14 protein-coding genes and 4 tRNA genes (1 of these 18 only partly in view) are annotated in these 15549 nt (G+C 27.0%); 17 read left to right on the forward strand and 1 reads right to left on the reverse strand.

The window, feature by feature from the left end; genetic code table 11:
* The 7 genes from CLSA_RS02160 to CLSA_RS02190 all read left to right on the forward strand — a co-directional run bounded on the left by CLSA_RS02160 (window position 1) and on the right by CLSA_RS02190 (window position 7467).
* On the forward strand, window positions 1-1203 hold the full coding sequence (locus CLSA_RS02160; RefSeq protein WP_022743764.1) for a restriction endonuclease subunit S: 1203 nt from the start codon (window positions 1-3) through the stop codon (window positions 1201-1203).
* Window positions 1204-1278: 75 nt separating this feature from the next.
* Window positions 1279-2259 carry a site-specific tyrosine recombinase/integron integrase gene (gene xerA / locus CLSA_RS02165; RefSeq protein WP_022743765.1) on the forward strand — a complete coding sequence of 327 codons (981 nt, stop codon included), beginning with the start codon at window positions 1279-1281 and terminating at the stop codon, window positions 2257-2259.
* A gap of 48 nt (window positions 2260-2307) precedes the next feature.
* On the forward strand, window positions 2308-2868 hold the full coding sequence (locus CLSA_RS02170) for a restriction endonuclease subunit S (protein WP_022743766.1): 561 nt from the start codon (window positions 2308-2310) through the stop codon (window positions 2866-2868).
* Window positions 2869-3053: 185 nt separating this feature from the next.
* The gene (locus CLSA_RS02175) at window positions 3054-3599 is read left to right on the forward strand and encodes a hypothetical protein (RefSeq protein ID WP_022743767.1); all 546 of its coding nucleotides are present in this window, start codon (window positions 3054-3056) and stop codon (window positions 3597-3599) included.
* Window positions 3600-5765, forward strand: coding sequence for a tyrosine-protein kinase family protein (locus CLSA_RS02180; RefSeq protein ID WP_022743768.1), 2166 nt, complete (start codon window positions 3600-3602; stop codon window positions 5763-5765).
* Window positions 5746-5934 (forward strand): hypothetical protein, encoded by a 189-nt coding sequence (locus tag CLSA_RS02185; RefSeq protein WP_022743769.1) that lies wholly within the window; start codon window positions 5746-5748, stop codon window positions 5932-5934. The genes CLSA_RS02180 and CLSA_RS02185 overlap by 20 nt, the downstream gene beginning before the upstream one ends.
* A 294-nt stretch (window positions 5935-6228) precedes the next feature.
* Window positions 6229-7467, forward strand: a complete 1239-nt coding sequence (locus tag CLSA_RS02190; protein ID WP_022743471.1) for an IS256 family transposase — start codon at window positions 6229-6231, stop codon at window positions 7465-7467.
* A 223-nt stretch (window positions 7468-7690) separates the two neighbouring features.
* On the opposite strand, the gene CLSA_RS02195 is transcribed toward CLSA_RS02190, so the two are convergent.
* Entirely contained in the window at window positions 7691-8209 is a 519-nt protein-coding gene (locus tag CLSA_RS02195; RefSeq protein ID WP_022743770.1) for a helix-turn-helix domain-containing protein, read from the reverse strand.
* A gap of 412 nt (window positions 8210-8621) precedes the next feature.
* Between CLSA_RS02195 and CLSA_RS02200 the strand changes: the two genes are divergently transcribed.
* The 10 genes from CLSA_RS02200 to CLSA_RS02235 form a co-directional block, all read left to right on the forward strand.
* The gene (locus CLSA_RS02200; protein ID WP_022743771.1) at window positions 8622-10337 is read left to right on the forward strand and encodes an ATP-binding protein; all 1716 of its coding nucleotides are present in this window, start codon (window positions 8622-8624) and stop codon (window positions 10335-10337) included.
* A 431-nt stretch (window positions 10338-10768) separates the two neighbouring features.
* Window positions 10769-10873, forward strand: coding sequence for a MerR family DNA-binding transcriptional regulator (locus CLSA_RS23700; RefSeq protein ID WP_236903279.1), 105 nt, complete (start codon window positions 10769-10771; stop codon window positions 10871-10873).
* Window positions 10874-11013: 140 nt separating this feature from the next.
* The gene (locus CLSA_RS23705; protein WP_022743772.1) at window positions 11014-11184 is read left to right on the forward strand and encodes a hypothetical protein; all 171 of its coding nucleotides are present in this window, start codon (window positions 11014-11016) and stop codon (window positions 11182-11184) included.
* A gap of 29 nt (window positions 11185-11213) precedes the next feature.
* A complete protein-coding gene (locus tag CLSA_RS23710) occupies window positions 11214-11363 on the forward strand; it encodes a GyrI-like domain-containing protein (protein WP_022743773.1) in 150 nt (49 codons plus the stop codon).
* A 149-nt stretch (window positions 11364-11512) separates the two neighbouring features.
* Window positions 11513-12883: an MATE family efflux transporter gene (locus CLSA_RS02210; RefSeq protein ID WP_236903281.1), complete on the forward strand. Its 1371-nt coding sequence runs from the start codon at window positions 11513-11515 to the stop codon at window positions 12881-12883.
* A gap of 832 nt (window positions 12884-13715) precedes the next feature.
* Window positions 13716-13792 (forward strand) — tRNA-Arg (locus CLSA_RS02215).
* A 6-nt stretch (window positions 13793-13798) separates the two neighbouring features.
* A tRNA-His gene (locus tag CLSA_RS02220) sits at window positions 13799-13874 on the forward strand.
* A 3-nt stretch (window positions 13875-13877) separates the two neighbouring features.
* Window positions 13878-13952: transfer RNA gene (locus CLSA_RS02225), tRNA-Gln, on the forward strand.
* A 3-nt stretch (window positions 13953-13955) separates the two neighbouring features.
* Window positions 13956-14031: transfer RNA gene (locus CLSA_RS02230), tRNA-Lys, on the forward strand.
* 298 nt (window positions 14032-14329) lie between these two features.
* Window positions 14330-15549, forward strand: the 5' portion of a protein-coding gene (locus CLSA_RS02235; protein WP_022743775.1) for a M13 family metallopeptidase. It continues 832 nt past the right edge of the window; 1220 of the gene's 2052 nt are visible here — the first part of the coding sequence; the start codon lies at window positions 14330-14332; its stop codon lies off the right edge, out of view.

A 15549-nucleotide genomic window follows, 5' to 3' on the forward strand; every position in this document is an offset into this window, starting at 1 on the left:
ATGAAGAATATTGAGTTACCAAAAGATTGGAAAATGGATACACTTGATAATGCAACATCTATAATTAGAAATGGAGCAAATATAAAACAAGGAGAAGATGGAGGATATCCAATTACTAGAATAGAGACAATATCTAATTCATTTATAGATATAAATAAATTTGGATATGCTGGTATAGAAGAACTAGGAAAATATAAAGATTACCTATTGCAACAAGGAGATATACTAATGTCTCATATAAATAGTGAGAAACATTTAGGTAAGGTAGCTATTTATGAAAATTGTAATATAGAAATTATACATGGTATGAATTTATTATGTATTAGATTTAATAATGAGATTATTTTATCAAAGTATGCATACTATTTTTTAAATACTAAAAGGTTTAAAATTCAATTACCTAGGATAACGAAAAAATCTGTTAATCAAGCAAGCTTTTCAATAAATGACTTAAAGAATCTTAAAATAATAATTCCACCATTAGAGATTCAAAAGAAAATAATTAATGTTTTAGAAAAGTCTGAAAAGGCTTTAGAAAAGAGAATGGAATCTATTAAGCTATTAGATGAATTAGTCAAATCGAGATTTATCGAGATGTTTGGCGATCCGATTAGAAATCCAATGAATTTGCTTAAAGCTGAATTAGGAAAGGTTGGAGAGTGGAAGACGGGAGGGACACCTTCACGTTCTAATAATGAGTATTATAATGGAAATATTCCATGGTTATCATCAGGTGAATTAAATAATATGTATTGTTTTAAGAGCGTTGAAATGATAACAGAATTAGCAATAAAAGAGTCTTCAGCAAAAATTATAGAAAAAGGAAGTTTGCTATTAGGAATGTATGATACAGCAGCACTAAAGTCTACAATTAACATGATAGAATGCAGCTGTAATCAAGCAATTGCTTATTCCAAATTAGATGAGAAGTTAGTAAATACGATTTATGTATATTATTGTATTCAGATAGGAAAAGATTTTTATAAAAGCCAGCAACGAGGTGTGAGGCAGAAAAATTTAAATCTATCAATGATTAAAGGTTTAGAAATATTGATGCCAGACTTGAAGCGCCAAAATCAATTTGCTGACTTCATTAATCAAGTCGACAAATTGAAATTTGAAATGCAAAAGAGTTTAGAGGAAATGGAGAATAACTTCAATTCATTAATGCAAAGAGCTTTTAAAGGAGAATTGTTCAATTAAATAAACAGATATGGAATAACAAGGTAAGTAATTGGCAATATACCATAATAAATTAAAGATTAGGAGTTGAGAATTATGGTAGGAAAGCTAATTAATGAAATTGAACAAGAAATATCGAATATACTTAACAATATTCAGATGGAAGAGCTACATAAGGTGCTAGTAAATAGTTTAGGTAGATTAGAAAGTAATAAAGAAAAACTATATTCAGAAAAAGAAATGGATTATTTAAGCATATTTATTTGTGCAAAGCAAGTTGAAGGTTGTTCAGAGAAGTCTATAAAATATTATAAATCAACTATAGAAAATATGTTAAAGATAATAGAGAAGAATATAAAATATATTACAACTGAGGATTTACGAGAATATTTAGCTGATTATCAGAAGAAAAGTTTATGTAGTAAAGTAAATCTTGATAATATTAGACGGATTCTTTCAAGTTTTTTTTCATGGCTTGAAGATGAGAACTATATATTGAAAAATCCAGTAAGGCGTATTCATAAAATTAAAACTGGTAAAGCAGTAAAAGAAACATATAGTGATGAAAATTTAGAAATATTACGTGATAACTGTAAAGAACTTCGTGATTTAGCAATTATAGATTTATTAAATTCTACAGGAATGCGTGTTGGTGAGCTTGTAAAACTTAATATTCATGATATAGATTTTAATGAAAGAGAATGTGTTGTTTTTGGTAAAGGTGACAAGGAACGCAAGGTTTATTTTGATGCAAGAACCAAAATTCATTTACAAAACTATCTGAATAGTAGAAAAGATAATAATAAAGCATTATTTGTTTCTTTGATAAAACCATATAATAGATTGCAGATTAGTGGCGTTGAAATTAGGATGAGGAAACTTGGAAGAAAACTTAAGATTAATAAGGTACATCCACATAAGTTTAGAAGAACATTAGCAACAAGAGCTATTGATAAGGGGATGCCTATAGAGCAGGTACAAAGGCTTTTAGGACATCAAAAAATAGATACAACATTGCAATATGCAATGGTAAATCAGAATAATGTTAAGATTTCACATAGAAAGTATATTGGATAGTGTGGTGGATAAACTTTAGATTGGAGAGTCAAATCGAGATTTATCGAGATGTTTGGCGATCCCGCTTTAAATCCAAAAGGATGGGAAAAAGGAAAGATAGCAGATATTGTTATAAAAACTCAATATGGAACAGGTAGTAAAGCTGATGAGAAAAATGGTGAGTTTAAAGTTTTACGTATGAACAATATTACTTATAATGGTCAATGGGATTTTAGTAGTATGAAATATGTTGACCTAGATGAAAAAGAGCAAGAAAAATATTTAGTTTATAAAGGTGAAGTTCTATTTAATAGAACTAATAGTAAAGAGTTGGTTGGAAAGACAGCAGTTTATAAAGAAGAGGAGCCTATGGCTTATGCAGGATATTTGGTTAAAGCTATTCCAAATGAAAGGGCGAATGGAGAATTTATTTCTACATATATGAACTCGAAGTATATTAAATCAAGGTTACTAAATATGGCTAAAAATATTGTTGGTATGGCTAATATAAATGCTGAAGAATTTAAAAAGATAGATGTTTATATACCTCCAATAGAACTTCAAAATCAATTTGCAGACTTCGTTAAACAAGTCGACAAATTGAAATTTGAGATGCAAAACAGTTTGTAAGAAATGGAAATTAACTTTAATTCATTAATTCAGATAGTATTTAAAGGGAAATTATTCAAGTAGTAATTAAAAGTATAGTAAGCAAATTGGGAAAATATAAAAATAAATTCATTATAGGAAGAAAATTACATTTATATGATATAATAGAAATATAATTTATATGGAGAAGAAATTAGGAGTACGTAATGGATAACAAAGGTTTTGAAGATATAGAAGATTTTTATTCAGCATATAATGCTAGATTTAAAGAATATCGCCAGATAGAGAGTTTAAATCCTATTCCTAAAATACTAATAATGCATTGGGGCGGAGTAGTAATTGAAACATATGTAAAATTTTTATTAGTAAGAAATAAAGGTGCTGAAAAAGAACGTGCTAAGTTTTGGTATACATTAGAAAAATTTAACTATATAATGAGTCAAGGAAATTTATCAAAAGGAGAGTATCCTACATATAAGTGTGCTGACAATCCTCAGCATAACATTGGAGCTGGTATAAAACAAATTGATATATTGAATAATTTACTAACAGATGATAATAAAATCAAGAAGGCAATAAACAGTGTTACATATCCATTAGGCATAGAAAGCAAGAATGGTTTTATAGATTTAAGATATGTATCACCAAATCAAATTACTAATTTAGATGAATTATTTGATAAATGGAATGAAAGCTTTAAGCGTTTATTAAAATGGCTTATGGCTAATACTAGGAATATAGAGGTGAGTTAGATGCGTAAAATAGACGTAAGACAAGAACTTCAAAATATATTGGAAAAACAGTTTGTACAAGATAAAGAAAAAGAATGGATAAGCGTAGAGAAAATTAATATAAATAGAGTGGACATTACAATTGTTTCAGAAAAAGATGAAAGCATAAATGAAATACAAAAACGGATTGAGAGTTTGATAGAAGAATTCAATATAAATCTAGAGAATTATGAAAAAATACATTTAGGTTTTTTGAATGTTTATACTGTAGAAGAGGCTGAATTTATCGGGATAGAAAAACCTAAGAAAAGAAAAACAACCATAGCAAGTTTCGGTACAATTATAGATGAAAATGAAAATAATATAATTAATTCTAAAAAAGAAAATAAGCATTGTAAAGTGATATCATTCTATTCATATAAGGGCGGAGTTGGAAGAACTATTGCCTTAATGCAAACAGCAAATTTATTGGCATTAAAAGGAAAGAAGATAGCGTTAATAGATTTGGATATTGAAGCGCCAAGTTTTAATGAAATATTTAGTGAGAGCATTCAATCAGATAAAGGTTTAATGAATTATTTATATAGTAAGTTATATAATCTAGATAAAATAGAGGTATCGTCAATAGTGTCAAAATTACCGCTAAATGCTTCAGGAGATGTTTATATAGTTCCAACTGGTAACATAAATAAGAAGTACGTAAAAATGTTAGAGGCGCTTAAGGAAAAGAGAATATCTGAAAATAAATATATTGAAGAATTGGTAGATGAATTATATAAAAATTATAATATAGACTATGTGCTAATTGACTCAAGAACTGGAATAAACAATTGGGGTGCATTGGCAATTGGTGAAATAGCTGATGAAGTAATGTTGTTTGCTTATCCAAATGAGGAAAATGTAAAAGGAATTAATCTCATTTTAGATATGATTCAAGATAGAAAAAAATGTACAGTAGTTTTTTCAAGAATAGCTGATACAGATGAAGGAATAAGGAAAGCAAAAGAACTATTTAATAAGATTGATATAGAACAAGAATTTATGGGGATTGAGTATGATTCTTCAATTGCAGTAAGCTCTAAATATCCTATAGAAAATAAATTAAACAAGTTTAACTGCATAAGCGATTTTATTTTAGAAGATGAAATAAATAGATCTAATAGTAAATGGATAAATAATAATAAAGAAACTGTTGATAAAATTTTAGTATGTTTATCAGAAGGTAAAAATTTTAATAATATAATTACAAATGATGAAAAGAAATTTAAGGAGAAAAGCAACTTCATAGTCGTAAAAAATAATAAAATTAAACTTGAAGAATTAATTAATAATGAAGAAGAAAAAATCATTAGGGTTAATTTTGTTAATGAAAAGATTGGAGTATATAAAAATACATGTACATTTGTTGCGGATATATTAGCAAATGTTTTATTTAGTTATGAAAATAACATAGATAATGACGATGGAATTATTCCTAATAAACAATTGGAATACTATTTAAGTAGTTTAAAGGAAGGTCTAAAAGATGATAATGCTGAAAGTTTAGAACATGTAATTAGAAATTTTTCAGTTAAATTAGAACAAATAAAACAAGTAAAGGAAAACCTATACTTTGTATTAGATATAGATGAGTTAATGAATTATGTGAAAAAGAAAATGAAATTCGATTATTTTAAATTAATACTAGAAACTATTAGATTTTTAAATGGATTAAAAGATGTTCAATTTAAAATAATACTTGATGAAGGTCAGTATAAACAGTATGAAGAAGAATTATTAAAAGAAGTAAAAGCGAATTTATTAAATTTATCATGGAATTTTATTAATGGGGAAATATTAATCAATAATATCAAACAAATTCTTGATGAAACATCAATTTATGTTTATGAAAATATTAATGGGAAATTTGATATTTTTAAGTTATCTAAAGATATGATTACTGATATGTTTAGTTTAAATAATAGATATGATACTAATTTAATATATTGTAAGAGAATTGATTCAACTAAGTATTCTAAAGAATTTGCAAATTGGTTAAGTGAAAAAATGCATGAAAAAGAGAAATTGAGTAAAAAAGATATTTTAGATGTAATTAAAGAAACAGCTAAAATAGAAATTGAAGCTAATAGAAAAGATAAAACTAGCATTTTAACTTTTGAAAGTTTTAATGAAGTTATGGAAAAGTGATCAGAAATTTAATATGTTTTATGTATCTATTAAGACTATGACTAATTCATCATTAAGAGATAGATTTAAGAGCGTGGAAAATAATTATTTTACAGCATATACAACGGAAGCTGATCTTATAAAAGATTATGATCCAGATCCAGATCCAGATAATTCTGTTAAGGATTGATATTACTTAACTTAATAAATGGGTGGAAGAATGAAAAGTTCCACCATTCTTCCGCCCATCAGTAAAATATGATATATTATTTAAAAATACAATATGTAAAGATATGATATTTTTAAAGTGAGGTTTGAAGTAATTTCAATGATGAATAGATACAATAAAATATACTAAGTTAGAATTAAGTATTTTTGGGACAGTAGATAGTTTTGTGTAAAAAACAAAACTATCTACTGTTTTTTTACATAATCAGTTGGTAGTTTTGGAATAATATACATAAAGAATAAAGGAGGAATATGTATGTCAAAACCAATTGATGATGACTTTGATTACAAAGCTGAGGTAAAGAAATGTAAGACTATCGATGATGTCATGGGTAAAAATGGTTTAATTCAAAGATTAGTTAAAGATGTGTTAGAAAATATTTTAGAAGGTGAAATGGAAGAACACCTTGGAAGAAATAAATATCAAAGAGCAGAAACTAATGATTCTACAAAAAAGAATTATCGAAATGGATATAGTACCAAAAATCTTAGAAGTTCCTTCGGTGACGTCGATTTAGACGTACCAAGAGATAGGAATGCTGAATTTGAGCCACAAATTATAAAGAAATACGAAACTGTGTGTACAGAATTAGATAAAAAGGTGATTTCTCTTTACGCAAAAGGAATGACCACAAGTGATATTCAAGCAGAAATAGAGGACTTATATGGAATAACAATATCACCTTCTATGGTATCTAGAATTACAGATAAAGTTATGGAAAGTGCTGTTGAGTGGCAAAATAGATCACTAGATAAAGTTTATCCAATAGTGTATTTGGATGCTATGTATTTCAAGGTGCGAAGCAATGGAAAGATTATGAATAAAGCTGTTTATATATGCTTAGGATACAACATGCAAGGATACAAAGAAATTTTAGGAAGTTGGGTAGATGAAGCTGAGGGTGCTAAGTTTTGGTTAAAGATATGCACTGATCTTAAAAATAGAGGCGTACGAGAAATCCTTATAGCATGTATGGACGGATTAAAGGGGTTACCAGAAGCCATTAAAACTGTATTTCCATCAGTTAACATTCAAACATGTATTGTTCACCAAATAAGAAACTCAGTTAAGTATATAGCATCAAAAGATAAGAAAGAATTTATTAAAGATTTAAAATGTGTTTATAAGGCTTCAACTGAGGAACTTGCGCTAGCGCAGCTCGATAATTTAAAGGATAAGTGGGGAGATAAATATGCTATTGTAATAGATTCGTGGTATAACAATTGGAGTCACCTATCAACATTCTTCACTTTCTCTCCTGAAATAAGAAAAATGATATATACAACTAATACGCTTGAAGGATTTAACAGACAAATACGTAAGTATACTAAATCAAGAACTGTATTTCCAACCGATGAATCTTTAAGTAAATGTGTTTATCTAGCTACTATGGAAATTATAGAAAAGTGGACTCAACCAACACCAAATTGGGGTCGTACTTTAGCAGAATTATCAATAGTATTTGAAGAACAATTAAATGATGAATTAGCTTAATAGCTTGTACTTTTTGCTAAACTTTATGTATAATATCTGATTTTTCACTAATACTATAAATGGATATAAAACATATTTTTAGCATTTACTAAAAATAAAAAAATATTACTGGACCATAAAATTTCCAGTAATATTTAAATAACAAATATACTAATAACACAAAATTATCTAGAGTCCCGTATTTTTCTTCAACACACACCTCACGTTGAAACTATTATTTAGTTTAATTGCATTTTATGAGATTAAGATTTAGTCCCTTATTTTCATTAAGTGCATTTCTCTCATGAACTTTTAAAGTTAAAAATCGATAAAATAAAATTGATAGTTCGTTCAAATCTTCTTCAGTAAGATGATTAGTTTCATTTAATGGATATAAGGATAATATAAATTTAAAATAATCATGTGGGTTCATATTTATTGTTTTCCATTTAAATAAGTCTAAAAAATATTTATTATATAATTCAGCAATTTCTAATTCTAAGTTATTGGTATTTTCTTTTTCTTCATTAATAGTATCTAATTCAATTAAAGAAGTTTTTTCAGTATTATTAGTATACAATAAATCAGTAGTTAATATATTTAAATTCTTAGCTATTGTAATCAAAATTGTTATTGTTGGGTTTCGTTTATTCTTCTCATAATTATAGATAGCATTTCTAGATAAATTGCATTTTTTAGCTAATTCCTCTTGAGATAAATTTAATTTATTCCTATAAAATTTGATTTTTTCACCTAGTGTCATTTATTTCACCTCTAGAATAATTTTAATAATATTAAGTAGTTATGTAAACCTTAGGAATATAAATAATGAGATAATAGCTTGGTATATTATGTTTATTATTATATGTGTATTATGTAAGAGAGGATTCCACAAGTCTTTTCTTAAGAAAAAAATTATAACAGGTTAAAGATATATATAATTGAAGCAATAATTTAAATATAATATAGAAACAAGTTAAAAAAATAATAGATTTGTCTATAATTTATATATGAAATAAAATAATTAAGTAAATTTGCTGATATAAAGTATATGAACTGTTAGTAAATATAATATTAGTATATAATTTAATTACATACATGGTTATATATGAATATTGAGGGCAAGTTTAAATATAAATAGAAGATTTTAAAATATAAAGAAGGTGATAAATACAATGACAGATATAGAATTATTAGATATATTAAAAATTGGTGAAACTGTTGATGTAGAATGTAAAGAGGGAGAAAATAAAGTTCCTAATTCTTTATGGGAAAGTTACTCTGCTATGGCGAATACAAATGGTGGGATAATTATTTTAGGAATAAAAGAGAATAAAGGAAAAGGTACATTCGAAGTTCAAGGTGTTAAGAATATTGATAAAAGAATACAAGATTTTTGGAATACTATAAATGGAAATAAAGTTAATCGAAATTTATTAAGAGATGAAGATGTACAAAAATTAACTATTGAAGGAATGGATGTTCTAATAATAAATGTTCCAAGAGCTAATTATAAAGAGAAACCAATATATCTAAATGAAAATCCATATAAAGGAACTTATAAGCGTAATGCAGAGGGTGATTATAAATCTACTGAAGAAGAAGTTAATGCTATGATAAGAGATGCATCAGAGGAAGGTAATGACGGAGTAATACTTGAAGATTATACGATAAAAGATTTAGATGAAGATACGATAAAGAAATATAGAAATAGGTTTAGTTCTAGAGAACCAGATCATCCTTGGAATGCACTTGATAATGAAGAATTTATCGAAATGTTAGGTGGAATAAAGGAAGATAGGAGAAGAAAAATTAAAGGCGTAACAGTAGCAGGATTGCTTATGTTTGGAAAAGGCCTTTATATTAGAGATTTATTTGCAAAGATAAATTTTGATTTTAGAGAAGAAATTGATGTAAATTCTAATCAAAGATGGTCTGATAGATTTACTATAGATGGAACATGGGAAAATAATCTTTATAATTTTTATTTTACAGTAATAAATAAATTGACAAGCAATGTAAAAGTACCATTTAAATTAGAAAATTTAGAGCGTAAGGATGATACTTTAGTTCATCAAGCAATAAGAGAAGCATTTGTAAATCAGATAATACATGCTGATTTCAATATACAGGGAACATTAAAGATTATAAAAACTAAGGATAGTTTGGAATTTACTAATCCAGGAAGCTTAAAGATAGATTTAGAAAGTATATTTAAAGGTGGTAATTCTAAAAGTAGAAATCCTAGAATTCAAAAGATGTTTTCTCTAATAGGATTAGGTGAAGGTGCAGGATCTGGATTTCCTAAAATTTTATCTGCATGGAATGAACAAAATTGGAGAACTCCAGAATTAAAGGAAGAAACCAATTTAAGTCAAGTTTCTTTGAAGCTATGGATGATATCTATGCTGCCAGAAGAATGTTTGGAATCATTAAAAAGCATATTTGGAAAAGCATTTAATTCATTTAATAAAGATGAGGTATTAATCCTTGCAACATCATACTTAGAAGGCAGTGTAAATAATGCACGTATTCAATTAATGATAGATAAGCATTCATATGATATAACAGGAATATTACATGATTTAGTAGAAAAGGAAACTCTAATAGTAGATGGTTATGGAAGAGGAAAAGTATATTATTTAAATGAGGAATATAATTCGAATGATGAGTGTAATAGAATACTAGTTAAAGATAAACCTCAAAATAATGATGAAATAAATATTTTAGAATATATAAAAGCAAATGGCAGCATTAGTAATAAAGAATGTAGAGAAAATTTTAATATTGGAAAAACAAAAGCATTTGGATTACTTAAAAGCTTAGAAGAGTCAGGGAAAATTAAAAAAGCTGGTAAAGGATCACTAACTAGATATGTATTAATGGATTAAAATTAACCGTTCGCTAACCGTTCGCTAACCGTTCGCTAACCGTTCGTTATATCGAACTATTAATTAATTGATTGAACGGGTGATTATTAAAGTTAATTGAGAATTTTAATTTCATTATTGAATATAATTTACGAGGAAGTTATATAAAAATGGAGTTTAATTTTGCCCCTTTTTTGCCCCTTATATATTAGTATTAAGTAATAATATTAAGGATTATGGAACAAATTAGGATACGTATTTAAGCCATTCAGCACTATTTAATAGCATAAAATACCAATTTTGGCGTTTCCAGAAGTCGTGAGTTCGAATCTCACTAAGTGCACCATAATTATTAATACCAACACTTTAGCATTTCGATAAAGTGTTGGTATTTTCTTTTTGATACCTTAATTACGTTCATATAGAAACATATATGAGGAGCTGATGATAAAATGGGCGAAAATAAAATACTTTATCAAATTGGAGAAGTATCTAAAATATGCAATATTCCAATAAAAACACTGCGATATTATGATGAAATAAAATTATTAATATAAAAGAAAGTGAAAAGGAAAAACATAAGGATTTTAAAATTGAGATAAAAGAAATACCTATTTCTTATGTTGCATATATTAGAAGCAAAGGACCTTGTACTATTGAAGAATTTACAGTTAGATACTGTAAATTGATTTCATTAGTGGAAAAAAGTAATTTACATATTACAAAGAATGCTATGGCAATATATTATGACAATTGTATCGACTTTGAAGAAAAAGAAAAGTATGAGTACGATATTGAAGTTTGTATATCTGTATCTGAAGAAAAAGAAATAGATGGGATGGTTAATTTGGAGGATTTAAAGCACTAACAGCTATACACTATGGAAGTTATGATAACATGATAGATACTTATAGAAATATGTTTGAATATGCTTTTGAAAATGGACATGAAATTTGTGGTGAGCCTATAGATAATTATCTTGTGGATATAATAAATACTTCTAACCCTGAAAATTATGTTACAGAGCTTATAGTTCCTATAAAATAATTAATAAAAATGTGTAAGTATATGCATGTAATATTTATTTTTATGTGTCTAAATTTTCTAGTAATAAGTATTGACTCTCTAGTTACTGGATGCATTATTCTTTCAAGTATGAAGTTTGAAAGAGGTGTATGTTAATAAGCGAAGAAAGTATGAAAATTAGTGAAAATTACATTGAAAATGAAAAAATAGGCAAGCTTATTATGAAGTTCTCAATTCCTTGTGTCATTGCGATGGTAGTCAATGCTCTTTATAGTACTGTTGATCAGATTTTTATTGGTCATGGGATGGGTTATATTGGAAATGCAGCTACGAATGTAACTTTTCCATTTGTAGTTTTAGCATTGGGCTTTTCGCTGCTTTTAGGAGATGGCGCTGCAGCTTTCTATAGTATAAAATTAGGAGAAAAAAACAAAGAATATGGTGCTATGGCAATAGGTAATGCAATTGTTTTGTTGGTGATTTTAGGTTTGATATTTTTAGCAGTTGGATATATTTTTATGGACAAATTACTCTGGAGTTTTGGAGCTACAAGTAATAACGTTTCTATAGCACTGGATTATATGAGAATAATCTTAATAGGACTTCCTTTTATGATATTGGCAGCAGGTTTAAACTCAATAATACGTGCAGATGGAAGTCCAGAGTATTCTATGTTGGCTATGATAATTGGAGCGGTTATAAATATTATTTTAAATCCTATATTTATATTTCTTTTTGCTATGGGCGTTAAAGGTTCTGCGTTAGCAACAGTAATAGGACAAATTTTATCGTGTATAATTTCTCTAATGTATTTTAAGAGGTTTAAAAATATCAGGTTTAAAAGAGAATATTTAAAACTTGATATAAATGTAAGTAAGGAAATAATGCTTTTGGGAGCATCTAGTTTAATTACTCAATTAGCAGTAACAGTAATAATAATAGTAAGTAATAATATGCTTAAGGATTATGGTGCACAATCAATTTATGGTAGTGATATTCCTATATCAGCAGTTGGTATTGTAATGAAGGTTAATGAAATTTTATTAGGAGTTGTTATAGGTATAGCTATAGGTGGTCAGCCGATTATTGGATATAATTATGGTGCCAAAAACTTTACTCGCGTAAAAGATACATATTTTATGCTTATAAAAGTAGCAACAATTGTATCTATAATAGGATTTATAATATTTCAATTTTTTCCTCAAAGCATAATAAATTTATTCGGCCAAAATGATTTACTATATAATGAATTTTCGTTAAAATCATTTAAGATCTTTTTAAGACTTTGTATGTTTATAGGTTTTGAACTTACAACATGTATTTTTTTTCAGGCTATAGGGCATCCAATAAAAGCAATTATACTTACATTATGTAAGCAAACTTTATTTATAGTTCCACTTATGATAATTTTACCTAAATTTCTTGGAGTTTTAGGAGTTCTATATGCAGGACCATGTGCAGAAATGTTATCAGTCATAGTAGCTATTATATTTATTACACTAGAACTAAGAAAGATGAATAAATATGTGGGGATATTATGAGTAATAAGCTTAGAGAATTTATAATAAAGCACATGAAAGAAAATAACAAGTCTAAAATGTAATGATTATTTTTCATCAGGCAAGGAAGTGGATTTGTTTCATAGAAGGATATTAGAAGAATATGTTTTCTTGATTGGTGAAAAATGAGATTTAAAGATGAAATTATTATTTTTTGAATGCGCCTAAACAGAAGCATAAGTTATAAAGTTGAAGACGATATGATTATTATAAAATGTAAAATTACGTGAATATGCAAAAGTGAAAAAAGCCTATAAAACCAACGAATCTAACCAGTGAAATTCAGAATTGTGTAAAAACGGCATGGCTATTATAGTTCATGAAAATTGAATGGCTGGATATAATTACTATTGTATGGTGTTTGTATGGTATTCATATCATTATTTTCTTATATGTTTTTATTTAAAGATGTATTATAATATAATAGTTTATCTGTATGGCGTTTATATGGTAAGATAGGTAAATTGACTCATGAGAATTGCATATGCAATCAATACAATATATACAATATATACAAGAAACATGAGTTGCTTATTTTTGGGAGTGTATATTTAAGTAACTTTAGTAAATAATTTATATTTAAGAATCCATCTTAGTATTATTTTATGAAATTAATATAGCTTATTTATATTAATACTATATTTATATAAAAGTTAGAATCTATTGTTTATTATAAAAAATAACATTTACATAATATCAAATTAGAAATAAAAGTGCGAAATGATTAACGAAATAATAAACTGATATTATGTTTGTTGACAAACATAATTAAATATTATACAATTACAAACGTTGCAGCAGTAGTTTGCAGTATGCGTTTTTAGCTCAGCTGGATAGAGCAACGCCCTTCTAAGGCGTGGGCCAGGGGTTCGAATCCCTTAAAACGCACCATTGATGGTGAACGTAGTTCAGTTGGTAGAGCGCCAGTTTGTGGCACTGGTTGTCGTGGGTTCGAGTCCCATCGTTCACCCCATTTTGGGATGTCGCCAAGCGGTAAGGCAATGGACTTTGACTCCATTATGCGTAGGTTCGAATCCTGCCATCCCAGCCATTTGGTTTACTAGCTCAGTCGGTAGAGCACATGACTTTTAATCATGGTGTCCCGGGTTCGATTCCCGGGTAAGCCACCAATTTAAATGGATTAGTTAAAGAACAGCTATAAATAGCTGTTCTTTTTTATTTGAATAAATAAAATGCTTATGATTTGCAATTTATGTAGATCATAAGCATTTTGTTTTATAACACATTTTTTAAAGCAAATTTTACAAGTGATATTTAACTAAAAGTTATGTATTATTTGTGGGATTATATTAAATACTAGTAATAGACTATAGTGATAATGTATATCAAATAATGCACTTTCTAAATTAAATTAGAAATATATTTGAAAGCAGCAACATAGCCAATAAACTACAAAGGAGAAAAAATATGAGAAGAAAAATTTCGTTCAATATAACAGCAATTGTTTTATGCATATTTCAAATTATGAATTGTAAACTTGTTTATGGTTATGAATATAGTAAAATAAATAATTTAAGTAATATACAAAATGAAAATATGGAGGAAGTGCGACTACAGGATGATTTTTATTATGCAGTAAATAAAGACTGGTTGTCTAATGTAAAACTTAGTGAAGGATATGTGTCCTATGGTACATTTGAAGAATTATGTGGGAAAGTTAATGGAAACATAAATAGTATAATTTTAGATATTGAAAAAAATAAAAAGATATATGATAAAAATAGTGAAGAAATAAAAGTTCTTAATTTATATAATAATTATTTAAACATTAAGGCACGTAATAAAGCAGGAATACAACCTATAAAGAAATATATGAAACAAATTGATGACATTAAGGATATAGATGATTTTAAAAACATATTATATGATGAAGAATTTTCATATTTTCAATCATTAATTAATTTAGGTGTTGGAGCAGATTATAAGGATAGTACAAATAATGTATTATACATAGGGCGTAGCAATATTGGTTTAGGAAATTCATTGTATTATAAAAATAATAATGAAAAAAGTAATAAGATAAAAAAAGCATATATAGATTATCTTACTAAACTAAATATTTTATACGGAGAAAATAAAAAAAGCGCTAAGATAAATGCTGAGACTTTTTATGATGTTGAAGAAAAAATTGCGAAAACCAGACCAACTAATGAAGAAGAAGCTATGGATAGCAAGAGAATAGAGAAATGCTATAACATATATACTATAGACGAATTAAAAGAATTAGCTCCTAATATAGATTTTCCATGTTTATTATCTAAGTTAAAAGTTGATAATGCAAATAAAATAATAGTAGAAGATCCTAAAGAAGTTCAACTAGTCAATTCTTTTATAGTTGAAGATAATTTGGATAATATGAAAAAATTCATTAAAACAAGTATATTAATGAATACAGATAATTGTTTAACATCAAAGTTTAGAAAAGCAAGTGATGAATTGAAAAAATTGTTATATGGTGTTGAGGCGACTGATTTAAACAATGGCAGTGGCATAAAATTTGTAAACAATCAGTTAGGAGAAGTTGTAAGTAAATTATATGTTAATAAATATTTCGATAAAGAATGTAAAGATGATGTAGAAGCAATGGCGAATGAAATCATATCTAATTTTGAAAATAGATTGAATAA

The sequence above is a fragment of the Clostridium saccharobutylicum DSM 13864 genome, from assembly GCF_000473995.1.
In the GTDB taxonomy this organism is placed as follows: domain Bacteria; phylum Bacillota; class Clostridia; order Clostridiales; family Clostridiaceae; genus Clostridium; species Clostridium saccharobutylicum.

Bases quoted from the DNA above. Each gene is read 5' to 3' on its own strand.
- CLSA_RS02200 (WP_022743771.1), top strand. From the start codon at position 8,622: ATGACAGATATAGAATTATTAGATATATTAAAAATTGGTGAAACTGTT.
- xerA (WP_022743765.1), top strand. From the start codon at position 1,279: ATGGTAGGAAAGCTAATTAATGAAATTGAACAAGAAATATCGAATATA.
- CLSA_RS02185 (WP_022743769.1), top strand. From the start codon at position 5,746: ATGAAGTTATGGAAAAGTGATCAGAAATTTAATATGTTTTATGTATCT.
- CLSA_RS23700 (WP_236903279.1), top strand. From the start codon at position 10,769: ATGGGCGAAAATAAAATACTTTATCAAATTGGAGAAGTATCTAAAATA.
- CLSA_RS02180 (WP_022743768.1), top strand. From the start codon at position 3,600: ATGCGTAAAATAGACGTAAGACAAGAACTTCAAAATATATTGGAAAAA.
- CLSA_RS23710 (WP_022743773.1), top strand. From the start codon at position 11,214: ATGATAGATACTTATAGAAATATGTTTGAATATGCTTTTGAAAATGGA.
- CLSA_RS02160 (WP_022743764.1), top strand. From the start codon at position 1: ATGAAGAATATTGAGTTACCAAAAGATTGGAAAATGGATACACTTGAT.
- CLSA_RS02210 (WP_236903281.1), top strand. From the start codon at position 11,513: ATGAAAATTAGTGAAAATTACATTGAAAATGAAAAAATAGGCAAGCTT.
- CLSA_RS02190 (WP_022743471.1), top strand. From the start codon at position 6,229: ATGTCAAAACCAATTGATGATGACTTTGATTACAAAGCTGAGGTAAAG.
- CLSA_RS02175 (WP_022743767.1), top strand. From the start codon at position 3,054: ATGGATAACAAAGGTTTTGAAGATATAGAAGATTTTTATTCAGCATAT.
- CLSA_RS02195 (WP_022743770.1), bottom strand. From the start codon at position 8,209: ATGACACTAGGTGAAAAAATCAAATTTTATAGGAATAAATTAAATTTA.
- CLSA_RS02170 (WP_022743766.1), top strand. From the start codon at position 2,308: ATGTTTGGCGATCCCGCTTTAAATCCAAAAGGATGGGAAAAAGGAAAG.